The organism is Nocardioides marmotae (genome assembly GCF_013177455.1).
Lineage (GTDB): Bacteria > Actinomycetota > Actinomycetes > Propionibacteriales > Nocardioidaceae > Nocardioides > Nocardioides marmotae.
Window position 1 is genome coordinate 2638947 of sequence record NZ_CP053660.1, and the last position, 11772, is coordinate 2650718.

Genomic DNA, 11772 nt, shown 5'->3' on the forward strand with positions numbered 1-11772 from the left:
CCAGGAAAGAGATCTGCACCCCATGGAACTCACCACCGTCTGGTTCGCGCTCATCGCGATCCTCTGGATGGGCTACTTCGCCCTCGAGGGCTTCGACTTCGGTGTCGGCATGCTCCTGCCCGTCCTGGGCAAGAGCGACCGCGAGCGTCGCGTCCTGATCAACACCATCGGCCCGGTCTGGGACGGCAACGAGGTCTGGCTCCTCGTCGCCGGCGGCGCGACGTTCGCGGCGTTCCCCGAGTGGTACGCCACGCTCTTCAGCGGCTTCTACCTCCCGCTGCTGCTCATCCTGGTCGCGCTCATCGTCCGCGGCGTGGCCTTCGAGTACCGCCACAAGCACGAGGACGCGACCTGGAAGTCGCGCTGGGACACCGCGATCATCGTCGGCTCGTTCGTGCCCGCGTTCCTGTGGGGCGTGGCCTTCGCCAACATCGTGGGCGGGGTGAAGATCGACGCCGAGATGGAGTACGTCGGCGGGTTCTTCGAGCTGCTCAACCCCTACGCCCTGCTCGGCGGCGCGATGACGCTGCTGCTCTTCCTCACCCACGGCGCGGTCTTCATCTCGCTCAAGACCGACGGCCCGATCCGCCTCGCGGCCCGGGCGCTGGCCGTCAAGGTCGGCCTGGCCGCGGCCGTGGTCACCGTGGTCTTCCTGACCTGGACCCAGCTCGAGACCGGCAGCACCGCCTCGCTGGTCGCCTTCGGCCTCGCCGCGGTCGCCCTGGTCGCCGGCCTGGTCGCCCTGCCCGCCGCGCGGGAGGGCTGGGCGTTCCTCGGGACGTTCCTCGCGATCCTGCTCGGCGTGGCCGGGCTGTTCCTCGCGCTGTTCCCCGACGTGATGCCCACGACGCTGGCCGACGGCATCAGCCTGACGACGACGAACGCCGCCGCGACGGCGTACACGCTCAAGATCATGACCGTCGTGGCCGCGATCTTCACCCCGCTCGTCCTGATGTACCAGGCGTGGACCTACTGGGTCTTCCGCAAGCGGATCTCCGTGCACCACATCCCCGAGCCGGCCCTGGCCGGCCAGGGTTCGTGAAGCCGACCGACCCTCGCCTGCGCCGCCAGCTGGCCCCCGCCCGGGGCCAGCTGGCGGGCGTGCTGGCGAGCGGGCTGCTCGGCGCGGTCCTGGTCGTCGCCCAGGCGTGGGTGGTCACCGGGCTCGTCGTCGCGGTCGTGCGCGAGGAGCCGCTGCGGGGCTGGGCGGTCGCCGTGGCCGTCGTCCTCGGCCTCCGCGCCCTGACCGGCTGGGCGGGCGACGCCTTCGCCGCCCGGGCCGCGGCCCGGGTGGGCACGCACCTGCGCCGCCAGGTCGTCGGCGCCCTGCTGCGCCGCGGCCGGGCCGAGCCCGGGGACGCGGTCCTGCTGACCCGCGGCGTCTCCGCGGCCGAGCCGTACCTCACCCGCTACCTGCCGGCCGTCGTCCTCGCCGGCGTCCTGCCCCTGCTGACCCTCGTGGTCATCGCCACCCAGGACCTGTTGTCCGCGGTCATCGTCGCCGCGACCCTGCCGCTCGTACCGGTCTTCGGCGCGCTCGTCGGGCTGGCCACACGGGACAAGGCCGAGGAGCAGTGGCGCGCGATGGCGGCCCTCTCCGGCCACTTCCTCGACGTCGTCCGGGGCCTCCCCACGCTCGTGGCCTACCGGCGGGCCCGGGTGCAGTCGCGCACCATCGCCCGGGTCACCGACCGCTACCGCCGCGCCTCGCTCGGCACCCTGCGGGTGGCCTTCGCCTCCTCCGCCATCCTCGAGCTGGTCGCGACCCTGTCGGTCGCCCTGGTCGCGGTCACCGTCGGCGTCCGCCTCGCCCACGGCGACCTCGGGCTGACCACCGCGCTGTTCGTGCTGCTGCTGGCTCCCGAGGCGTACTGGCCGCTGCGCCGCGTCGGCGCGGAGTTCCACGCCGCCGCCGAGGGCGTGGCCACCTTCGAGGCCGTCGACGCGCTCGTCTCCGGCACCCCCGAGGCCGACCCCGCCGACCGCCCGGCCGCGGGCGACCTCGAGCTCGACGGCATCACCGTCACCCACCCCGGCCGCACCGTGCCGGCCGTGGCGTCCCTGACCGCCACCGTCCCCGCCCGCGGGGTCACGGTGGTCACCGGCCCGTCCGGGTGCGGCAAGTCCACGCTGCTCGCGACGATCGCCGGCCTGCTGGCCCGCGACACCGGATCGGTCAGCATCGACGGGCGTCCCGTCGGCGGCCGCTCCTGGCAGGAGCAGATCGCCTGGCTCCCCCAGCGGCCGGTCTTCGTCGCCGGCACGCTGGCCGACAACCTGCGCCTCGGCACGCCCGATGCGAGCGACGACCAGCTCTGGTCGGCCCTGCGGCGGGTCGCGCTCGCCGAGCGCGTGCTCGCGCTCCCCGAGGGCCTCGACACCCCGCTCGGCGAGGACGGCCTGACCCTCTCCGCCGGCGAGCGGGCGCGCCTCGCGCTCGCCCGGGTGCTGGTCGCCGACCGGCCCTGGGTGCTGCTCGACGAGCCCACCGCCCACCTCGACGACCTCACCGAGCAGGTCATCGTCGACACCGTCGCCGAGCTCGGCCGCACCAGCGGCGTCGTGGTCGTCGCCCACCGCCCCGCCCTGCTCGAGGTCGCCGACCACCACCTGGCGATGTCTGCCCCGGCCCAGGACGTCACGCCAGCGCCGGCGGTCGAGGCGGCCGCCGCGGCCCCGACGGCCGTCGAGGCACCCGCCGACCCGGCCGAGGAGGACCAGGAGCAGGACCAGCCGGTCGGCAGCCTGTGGCCCTCGACCCTCGTCGGTGCCCTGGCCTCGGCCTCGGGCGTCGCGCTGACCGCCACCGCCGGCTGGCTGATCGTCCAGGCCTCCACCCACCCGCCCGTGCTCACCTTGATGATCGCCGTGGTCGGCGTGCGGGCCTTCGGCCTGGCCCGCCCGGTGCTGCGGTACGCCGAGCGGCTGGGCTCCCACGACGTCGCGCTGCGCCTGCTGGCCCGCCGCCGCGTCGAGGTGTACGACGCGCTGGTCCCGCTCACCCCGGGCCGGCTCGGCCGGCGACGCGGGGACCTGCTCGCCTCCGTGGTCGACGACGTCGACGGCGTGGTCGACGCCGAGCTCCGGGTGCGGATGCCGGTGCGCCAGGCGGCCCTCGTGGTGCTGCTGGGCGGTGCGGTCGCGACCTGGCTCGCACCCGCGGCCGGCCTCGCGATCACCGCCTTCGCGGCGGTGGCCGGCACGGCGGCGTACCTCCTGGGCCGGCACGGCGCCGAGTCCGCCGAGCGGGCCGCGGTCGAGCACCGCGCAGCCCTCTCCGCCGCGGCCGTCGAGGTCACCTCGGTGCTGCCGGAGCTGGTGATGTGGCAGGCCGGGGACCGCGCCGCGGACCGGGTCGGCACGCTCAGCGACCGGCTCGGCCGCTCGACCCTGCGCTCCGGCGCCTGGTCCGGCGCGGCTCGCGCGGTCGTCCTCGCCGCCACCGGCGGGTCGCTCGCGCTGACCGCCCAGGTCGCGGCCGAGGCCGTGGGCGCCGGGGGGCTCTCCGGCCCGATGGCCGCGCTGCTGGTGCTGCTGCCGCTCGCCCTGGCCGACGTGCTCCTCCCCCTGGCCGACGCCGGCGCGCTCTCCTCGCGCACCGACGCCGCCGCTGCCCGGCTGCACGAGCTCGAGCACCGCGCCCCTGCGGTCCGGGCCACCGTGGCGACCGCCGAGCCCGACGGGCACGACGTCGTGGTCGACCACGTCCGCGGCGGCTGGGACGGCGCCCGCTCGGGCCTGCACGAGGTCTCCTTCGACGTCCCGCCCGGCGCCCGGGTCGGCGTGGTCGGGCCCTCGGGCTCGGGCAAGAGCACGCTCGCCGCGCTGCTGCTGCGCTTCCTCGACCCGGCCGCCGGCGCGATCCGCCTCGGCGGGGCGCGCACCACCGACGTCGCGCCCGACGACGTACGTCGCCTGGTCGGCCTGGTCGACGACGACCCGCACGTCTTCGCCAGCACGCTGGTGGAGAACGTCCGGTTCGCGCGGCCGGGCGCCTCCGACGCCGAGGTCGAGGACGCCCTGCGCCGAGCCCGGCTCGGCCACTGGCTCGACTCGCTGCCCGACGGCCTGGAGACCTGGCTCGGCGAGGGCCACGCCCAGGTCTCGGGCGGCGAGCGCGCCCGGATCGCCGTGGCCCGGTCGCTGCTGGCCGCGCACCCGGTGCTGGTGCTCGACGAGCCGACCGCGCACCTGGACCACGCCACGGCCTCCGAGCTGGTCGCGGAGCTGCTCACCGGGCCGCGCGAGCGCAGCCTGGTGTGGATCACCCACGACGGCAGCGGCCTGGACCTGGTCGACTCCGTCGTCGACCTCGGCGCCCGGCCCGGCGCCGAGACGCCTCAGCGAAGCCGGCGGTAGTCCTGGTCGCGGACCGGGTCCCACCCGGTCCCGAGCCGGCGCCCGGTGAGCTCGGTCCAGCACATCCGCACCACCACGGTCCGCTCGCCGGGCGCCCACGCGCGCGGCGGGCGGACCCGCTCGAGCGCGGCCACCGCCTCGGCGTCGGAGAGCTCGTCGACCGGGCCGCGGGCCAGCACGCTCCACCCGCGCTGGTCGGCATGGTCGAGCCCGTCGACCTGGAAGGCGACAGTGGCGCCGGAGCCGCCCTGGGCGATCCGCGCCAGCGCGGAGGCGGGCTTGGTGCGCACCAGCACCGCGTCGTCGAGCACGCTGTAGTTGACCGGGTGGATGCGCGGCCCGTCCTCGGCCCAGAAGGCGATCCGGCCGACCACCCCGCGCTCCAGGAGCGTGCGGCAGTCCTCGGCGTCCAGCTCGGTCTCCGACCTCATGGGCCGATCCTTGCACCGCCCGCCGCCGCTCTCAGGCCTTTGGTCCCAACCGGCTCGGGCCGTCCGCCCATGGGCATCCGGCCCCGCTCACGCGAGCGTGGGGCCATGGACGAGAACACCACCCGCACCGCGGTCCCCGCCGGCAGCATCGTCGTCGGCGTCGACGGCTCCGACTGCGCTGCGCAGGCCGTCGCCTGGGCCGCCGACCAGGCCGTGCTGGAGTCCCGCCGGCTCGTGCTGCTGCACGCCGCGGACTCGATGAGCACCACCACGAGCATGTGGCTGACCTCGATGGCCGTCGACCCGACGGAGGTACGCCGCGACATCGAGGCCGGGGGGCGCGACCTGCTCGCCCGGACCGCCGCGGAGCTCGGCACGAGCCACCCGTCGGTCGAGCTGGTGGAGGTCCTCCAGCAGGTCGACCCGCGCCTGGCGCTCATCGAGGCGAGCGCCGTCGCCCACACCACCGTCGTCGGCTCGCACGGCCGCGGGCCGGTCTCCGGCCTGCTGCTGGGCTCGGTCGGCGTCGCGGTCGCCCGCCACGCGAAGGGCCCGGTCGTCGTGGTCCGCCCCGGCAGCCCCAACGCCCCGCGCCACGGCGTGATCGTCGGCGTCGACGGCACCGAGCGCTCGCTGCCGGCCCTCGAGGCGGCGTACCGCCACGCCTCGGTGCGACGCCTGCCGCTCACGGTCGTCCACTGCTTCTGGGACGTCATCGCGGCGACCACCCCCGGCCACATCGTCCCGAGCGCGGGGGCCGACACCGAGGACCTGCGGCGCCTGGTCGGCGAGAGCGTCGCCGGCATGTCGGAGAAGTTCCCCGACGTCCCGGTCACCATCGAGCTGGCCCGCGGGCTGGCCGAGGAGGTCCTCGGCCGGGAGTCGGCCGAGCACGACCTCGTGGTCGTCGGCCACCACCGCACCGGGCCGGTCACCGCCCTGCTGCGCGGCTCGGTGAGCACCGCCGTGGTCGAGCACGCCACCTGCCCCGTGCTCGTCGTGCCCTCCACCGACTGAGCCTGCCGACTTGAGCCTGCCGACTGAGCCTGCGCCGCGCGTCTGCCGGCTCGAAGCTGTCCGGGATCGTCCGGATCCTCCGGTTGGTGATCGGCGCGCACTCGCGTCCCACCACCATCGCCGCGAGGCCAGGACGCGAGGTGTCCTGGCAACGGCGTGGAAGGTAGGAGACGAGATGAAGCGCACTGCTGCTGTGCTGGTGGCCCTCGGGCTGGCGCTGGGCGGGATGACCGCCTCGGCGTCTGCCGAGGGTGGCGCCAAGGAGGAGCGGGTGATCAAGCGCCTGAAGGGCGATCCCGAGTACCCCGACATCGACGGCGGCGGGAAGATCGTCGGCAAGGACGGTCGCGGGATCTTCGTCTACACGCAGATCCGCTCGTGCGGCAAGGGCTCCTGGAAGAAGCTGGAGCGCGTCACCACCACGAAGACCGGGGTCTACAAGACGCTGACCTACCGGCCCGCGGACATGAAGAAGTTCAAGGTCAAGAAGTACGACGTGGAGTTCCCCGCCTCGGTCCAGTTCCGCGTCTTCATCCCGCCGACTGAGACCTACAAGGCGGTGCGGCTCGAGGACAACCAGTGCTTCGGAGGATGACCGCCGCGGCCGGGTCAGGCCGACAGGGGCTGGTGAGGCTCGTCCCGGTCGACATCGGCAGTTCCCGTGCGTGATCGAGCGAAGCGCTGACTCGACCGGTCAGAAGTGCCGACTCGGCGGCCCACCGTCGTCAGCCCCCGGTCGTCCTGCCTCCCCTGGCAGGGACATCCGGGCGCGCCGCAGGTCGGGTCGTTGGCGGGGTCGGTGCGGCTCGCGAACCGCTGCGCGGCCTGATCGGCGCACCCCACCGGGGCCAGCGGTTTCCCGCGGCCGCGCAGTCATCCGACGCCACCTGGTACGGCCCCACGAGCGTGCCTGTACCCCGCCGGCTGGGGGGTCCGGCGGGGTCGTGGGCGGTGGGCTATGTCGGGGGCGGTTCGAGCGCCGGTGGTGGTTCGGGGCCGAGGTCGTGGGTGCCGTGGTGGTCGACCCGGTAGGTGAGTCCGGTCGGACTTCGCCACGCGTACACCCCTGGCGACGGTGAATGCTGCGACCAGCCGGCGTGGGTCTTGGCGCGGTGGTGACGTCGACACAAAGGCGCGATGTTCTCGGTCGCCGTCGGTCCGCCCCTGTTGTGCGGGATGACGTGGTCGTCGTCCACCCTTGAGTTCGCGTGGGCGGGGCGGGTGCACCAGGGGAACACGCAGTGGTGGTCGCGGAGCCGGGTCTGTTGGCTGAGGCGGTCGGGGACCTCGTAGGCCTCGACGTGAATCCGGGCGTTGAGGTCGATCACCGGCTTGACGGTGATCGTCTTGCCGGCCTCGGACCGCGCGGCGCGGGTGCACCAGTCGGCGAGCTGAGTGGTGAGCACGAACCCGCGGGTGTTCTCCACGCGGGTGATGTCGTCCAGGGTCCCGTCGGGGCTCTGGTGGACGTGGACCACGAGGGGCTTGGGGTCGGTGCCGAACTCGAGGGTCAGCTGGCGCCGGGCCATGTCACCCAGCGCCACGGACCGTCGGGCGTCGAGGGTGTCGGTGCACCCCAGCGCCTCGAGTCGCGCCGCGCCCTTGGCCAGCGCGTCGTCGAGATCCAGCGCATCCGCCAGGTCGAGGGTCGCCCACACGTCCACGTGTCCGTCGAAGGAGACCTGGCGTGACTGGATGGTCACGTGCCGGGCCTCGGCGCGTTCGGTGGCGACCCGTTGGGCCTCGTCGGGGTCGAACCGGACCAGCGCCTCCTCCAGGAGCCGCTCCAACGCCGCCGGCCCGATGGTCGAGGCGACCGGTGCGAGGTGGGTGTCGACGAACGCCGCACCGTTCTTCGACAGATTGAGCGTTCGGCGGGCCAGGGAACGTGCCCTCCAGGCGGGCAGGTCGAGGTCGGTGACCTTCTTCCACAGCTTCGGCAGCCGGTACCGCAGCTCGAGCGCCTCGGCCAGGTAGGCCCGGCCGGCGTCCTCCGACTTCCCCAGTCCCGCGGCGAACTCCACCACCGCGAACTCCGTCACGAACGGCGCACCCTCACCCGCCAGGCACACCGGCTTGTCACCGAACCCACGGAACACCGACCAGGTGGCTGCCTCGTCGAGCGACTCGGCCGGGTGCAGCACGCACCACTGGACCGCCGTCTCCAGGAGACGAGCCTCCGCAGCGTTCGCCGCCTTCTGCTCAGCCCGGGCGGACGCGAGCACGTCGGCTGGGGTGTCCAGCGGGTGCTCGAGCGTCGCGATCAAGGCCATGCCTCATTCTACTCGAACACCTGCTCGAACGGAAGGGCCTGTTCGCACATCTTCAGAACGGGTCGGACGCGCCAGCGCGAGGCGGCGGCCAGAGACCCGGCAGCAGACAGCGACCCTCGGCGTACCTCGTCCCAATAGCTGCCAAAGCCGCAACCACCCACGGCCCGCAGGCCGAAGGTCGGCTCACGGGGCCTCGACACGTCGGTGCCGGGGGCGCCTCCTGCTCGACCAACAGCGGGGGCCCGCAGGCCGAAGGTCGGCTCACGGGGCCTCGACACGTCGGCGCCGGGGGCGCCTCCTGCTCGACCAGCGGGCGGTCCCGCAGGCCGAAGGTAGGCCGCCAGGGGCCGCGACACGTCGGCGCCAGGGCGCCTCCTGCTCGACCAGCGGAAGGCGGCGGCCGGCGACCCGGCAGCGAACCGCGACCCACGGCAGTTGAGTCCCCGATAGTGGTGTAGCGCGGTCGCCGAGTTCGTCCCTGTCGTGGACGTAGACGCGGCCACCGCGTGATCCTTCGAGTTCGCCTCTCACAGCTCTCTCGAACGGACCATCACGATGACCGCTCCGCACATTGTCGACCCTGCTGGCCTGCTCGGCGAAGCCCTCGCTGAGGCTTCGCCCGATCTGATGCGCAGCCTGCTGCAGTCGATCATCAATGCCTTGCTCTGCGCTGATGCCGACGCCGTCGTCGGTGCCGAGTGGGGCCGCCCCTCGGCCTCCCGGACAACGCAGCGCAACGGCTACCGCCACCGCGACCTGGACACCCGGGTCGGCACGATCGACGTGGCGATTCCCAAGCTCCGCAAAGGCACCTACTTCCCCGAGTGGCTCCTCGAGCGCCGCAAGCGCGCAGAGTCCGCGCTGATCACCGTGGTGGCCGACTGCTACCTCGCCGGCGTCAGCACCCGGCGCATGGACAAGCTGGTCAAGACGCTCGGCATCGACGGGCTGTCGAAGTCCCAGGTCTCCCGGATGGCGGCCGACCTGGACTCGATCGTCGAAGACTTCCGCCACCGCCCGCTGGGCGACGCAGGACCGTTCACGTTCCTCACCGCCGACGCGCTCACCATGAAGGTCCGCGAGGGCGGCCGCGTCATCAATGCCGTCGTGCTCCTGGCCACTGGGGTGAACAACGATGGCCACCGCGAAGTGCTCGGCATGCGGGTCGCGACCGCCGAAACCGGAGCGGCGTGGAACGAGTTCTTCGCCGACCTTGTCGCCCGCGGGCTGACCGGGGTCCGCCTCGTCACCAGCGACGCCCACGCCGGACTGCGTGAGGCGATTGCCGCCAACCTCTCCGGAACCAGCTGGCAGCGGTGCCGCACCCACTACGCGTTCAACCTCATGAGCGTGACCCCGAAGAGCATGTGGCCCGCGGTCAAAGCGATGCTGCACAGCGTCTACGACCAGCCCGACGCCGCCGCGGTCCAGGCACAGTTCGACCGACTGCTCGACTACGTCGAAGCCAAGCTCCCTGCGGTGCACGACCACCTCGACCGCGCCCGAGCAGACCTACTGTCCTTCACCGCGTTCCCGAAGGAGATCTGGACCCAGATCTGGTCCAACAACCCGACCGAGCGGCTGAACAAGGAGATCCGGCGCCGCACCGACGCGGTCGGTATCTTCCCCAACCGCGACGCCATCGTCCGGCTCGTTGGCGCCGTCCTGGCCGAACAGACCGACGAATGGGCAGAAGGACGCCGCTACCTCGGACTCGACGTCCTGGCCCGCTCCCGAATGAACATCGTCCCCGGCGTCGAACCCGAGATCGGAGCTGATGACCTACCCGCACTGACCGCCTGACACCTCATCGAGGAGAACGCAGCGCTACACCACTACCCGGGACTTGACCCCCACGGCGTACCCGGTCCTATAACTGCCAAAGCCGGAACCACCCACAGCCCGCAGGCCGAAGCTCGGCCGGCGGGGGTCTCGACACGTCGGCGCCAGGGCGCCTCCTGCTCGACCAGCGGCGGGGGCCTGCAAGCCGAAGCTCGGCTGCCAGGGGCCTCGACACGTCGGCGCCAGGGCGCCTCCTGCTCGACCAGCGGATGGGGGCCCGCAGGCCGAAGCTCGGCTGCCAGGGGCCTCGACACGTCGGCGCCGGGGGCGCCTCCTGCTCGACCAGCGGAAGGCGGCGGCCGGCGACCCGGCAGCGAACCGCGACCCACGGCGTACCCGGTCCTATAACTGCCAAAGCCGCAACCACCCACAGCCCGCAGGCCGAAGCTCGGCCGGCGGGGGTCTCGACACGTCGGCGCCGGGGCGCCTCCTGCTCGACCAGCGGGCGGGCCCGCAGGCCGAAGGTCGGCTGCCAGGGGCCTCGACACGTCGGCGCCAGGGCGCCTCCTGCTCGACCAGCAGCGGGGGCCCGCAGGCCGAAGCTCGGCTGCCAGGGGCCTCGACACGTCGGCGCCAGGGCGCCTCCTGCTCGACCAGCCGTCCACGACGACGGCCGGCGCCGTCCCACGCTCAGCGAGGCGACGCCGGCCGTCGGTGAGGCACCGGACCGGTCTGGACCGGTCAGCGGTCCTGCGGGAGCTCCGTGGCCTCGAAGTCGGAGGGCTCGTCCTCGATCATGTAGTTCGGGTCGGCCTCGATGGCGGCGACCGTGCGCTGGAGCCAGTCCTCGTCGGTGGTCTCGATCTCGCGCTCCGCGAGCTGCTCGCGCAGGTACGTGACCAGGTCCTGGCTCACGCCGGCGTCCTTCGCGACGGAGGTCGCGTCGACGGCGGCCTGGAGGTCGGAGTTGTAGGTGGCCATGGGGTCTACCTCTTCTGTTGGCGGGGGACGTCGCGTTCAGCGTCGGCGCAGGACCGTCACGCCGGCCCACACCACTAGGGGGAAGCCCACCACGAGCACGACGACCTCGGTCCATCCGATTGCGAACACGTCGCCTCGGTGCCCGCCCGGCCCCAGGAGGAAACCGCGGACAGGCCGCGAACCAGGCCCCGGACAGGGAGGAACCGACCCGGGGGCAGCGGCGTCCCCGGGTCGGTCCATCTCCCACGATGACGCGCGGGTGGTTGCAGACCAGCCGCGCGCCGCGCAGCACGCGCCGAACAGCAGCCCGGGCGCCCCCGTTTCCGTGGCCGGGAGGGTCCGGGTCCTGCTGCGGCGGTGCCGCTCGGAGCTCGCGTGCCGTCCGCCCCCCATCGCGCACGGCCTGCTGCCCGCCCCAACGAGGAGCCTCGCGGAGAGGTACGGCGTCGGCCGCGCCGTACGCCGCAGGGGCACCGCTGGTCTGGACCGTCGCAGGTCTCCCGGGACGCCATTCACGTGACGATGGCGTCCCGGGACCCGCGGCCCCGCCCTCCCCATGCCTCCGGGGCAGCCCGACCATCGTGGCGCCGTCGCGGGCCGCCCGCCCACGGGTGTCCGGCCCCTCCCCCATGGCCCGGACGGGCCATGGGCCCGGCCCACCCGGGGGGCCTGAGGCGACCGGTCACAGCGGCGTGAGCTGCGCGGCGGGCAGCCACTCCTCGACCAGGCCCCAGACGCCGGGCCGCAGCAGCGCGCCGTAGACCACCCGGCCCTCCCAGCCCGAGGGCGTCTGCCGCCACTCGACGAGCAGGCCGGGCCGACGGGCGCCGCCGCCCGAGCCGTCGGCGACCCAGCAGTGGCGCGACGGAGCGGACATGGTCCGATGATAGGCCAGGCTCGAACACATGTTCGAGCCGGTGCGGGCGGTC

9 protein-coding genes are annotated in these 11772 nt (G+C 73.7%); 5 read left to right on the forward strand and 4 right to left on the reverse strand.

Annotation, left to right across the window (positions count from 1 at the left end; genetic code table 11):
- Positions 1-22: 22 nt before the first annotated feature.
- On the forward strand, positions 23-1042 hold the full coding sequence (gene cydB / locus HPC71_RS12710) for a cytochrome d ubiquinol oxidase subunit II (protein ID WP_154617098.1): 1020 nt from the start codon (positions 23-25) through the stop codon (positions 1040-1042).
- Positions 1039-4359, forward strand: a complete 3321-nt coding sequence (gene cydD, locus HPC71_RS12715; RefSeq protein WP_171896764.1) for a thiol reductant ABC exporter subunit CydD — start codon at positions 1039-1041, stop codon at positions 4357-4359. The genes cydB and cydD overlap by 4 nt, the downstream gene beginning before the upstream one ends.
- Here the strand turns inward: cydD and HPC71_RS12720 are convergent.
- Positions 4341-4790 (reverse strand): pyridoxamine 5'-phosphate oxidase family protein, encoded by a 450-nt coding sequence (locus tag HPC71_RS12720; RefSeq protein ID WP_154617096.1) that lies wholly within the window; start codon positions 4788-4790, stop codon positions 4341-4343. The genes cydD and HPC71_RS12720 overlap by 19 nt on opposite strands.
- A gap of 105 nt (positions 4791-4895) precedes the next feature.
- On the opposite strand from HPC71_RS12720, the gene HPC71_RS12725 reads away from it, so the two are divergent.
- Together HPC71_RS12725 and HPC71_RS12730 are read left to right on the forward strand one after the other, a co-directional pair.
- Positions 4896-5807, forward strand: coding sequence for a universal stress protein (locus HPC71_RS12725; RefSeq protein WP_171896765.1), 912 nt, complete (start codon positions 4896-4898; stop codon positions 5805-5807).
- A gap of 175 nt (positions 5808-5982) precedes the next feature.
- Positions 5983-6402 carry a hypothetical protein gene (locus HPC71_RS12730; RefSeq protein WP_154617092.1) on the forward strand — a complete coding sequence of 140 codons (420 nt, stop codon included), beginning with the start codon at positions 5983-5985 and terminating at the stop codon, positions 6400-6402.
- A gap of 361 nt (positions 6403-6763) precedes the next feature.
- Here HPC71_RS12730 and HPC71_RS21090 read toward each other — a convergent pair whose 3' ends face one another.
- Complete coding sequence (locus HPC71_RS21090) at positions 6764-8080, reverse strand: HNH endonuclease signature motif containing protein (RefSeq protein WP_154617090.1); 1317 nt, start codon at positions 8078-8080, stop codon at positions 6764-6766.
- A gap of 555 nt (positions 8081-8635) precedes the next feature.
- Here HPC71_RS21090 and HPC71_RS12740 point away from each other — a divergent pair.
- A complete protein-coding gene (locus HPC71_RS12740) occupies positions 8636-9883 on the forward strand; it encodes an IS256 family transposase (protein ID WP_154617526.1) in 1248 nt (415 codons plus the stop codon).
- Between the two features lie 720 nt (positions 9884-10603).
- Here HPC71_RS12740 and HPC71_RS12745 read toward each other — a convergent pair.
- Both HPC71_RS12745 and HPC71_RS12750 read right to left on the reverse strand, forming a co-directional pair.
- A complete protein-coding gene (locus tag HPC71_RS12745) occupies positions 10604-10843 on the reverse strand; it encodes a hypothetical protein (RefSeq protein WP_154616532.1) in 240 nt (79 codons plus the stop codon).
- A gap of 682 nt (positions 10844-11525) precedes the next feature.
- The gene (locus HPC71_RS12750; RefSeq protein WP_154616531.1) at positions 11526-11720 is read right to left on the reverse strand and encodes a hypothetical protein; all 195 of its coding nucleotides are present in this window, start codon (positions 11718-11720) and stop codon (positions 11526-11528) included.
- Positions 11721-11772: the final 52 nt, after the last annotated feature.

Bases quoted from the DNA above. Each gene is read 5' to 3' on its own strand.
- cydB (WP_154617098.1), top strand. From the start codon at position 23: ATGGAACTCACCACCGTCTGGTTCGCGCTCATCGCGATCCTCTGGATG.
- HPC71_RS12720 (WP_154617096.1), bottom strand. From the start codon at position 4,790: ATGAGGTCGGAGACCGAGCTGGACGCCGAGGACTGCCGCACGCTCCTG.
- HPC71_RS12725 (WP_171896765.1), top strand. From the start codon at position 4,896: ATGGACGAGAACACCACCCGCACCGCGGTCCCCGCCGGCAGCATCGTC.
- HPC71_RS12730 (WP_154617092.1), top strand. From the start codon at position 5,983: ATGAAGCGCACTGCTGCTGTGCTGGTGGCCCTCGGGCTGGCGCTGGGC.
- HPC71_RS21090 (WP_154617090.1), bottom strand. From the start codon at position 8,080: ATGGCCTTGATCGCGACGCTCGAGCACCCGCTGGACACCCCAGCCGAC.
- HPC71_RS12740 (WP_154617526.1), top strand. From the start codon at position 8,636: ATGACCGCTCCGCACATTGTCGACCCTGCTGGCCTGCTCGGCGAAGCC.
- HPC71_RS12745 (WP_154616532.1), bottom strand. From the start codon at position 10,843: ATGGCCACCTACAACTCCGACCTCCAGGCCGCCGTCGACGCGACCTCC.
- HPC71_RS12750 (WP_154616531.1), bottom strand. From the start codon at position 11,720: ATGTCCGCTCCGTCGCGCCACTGCTGGGTCGCCGACGGCTCGGGCGGC.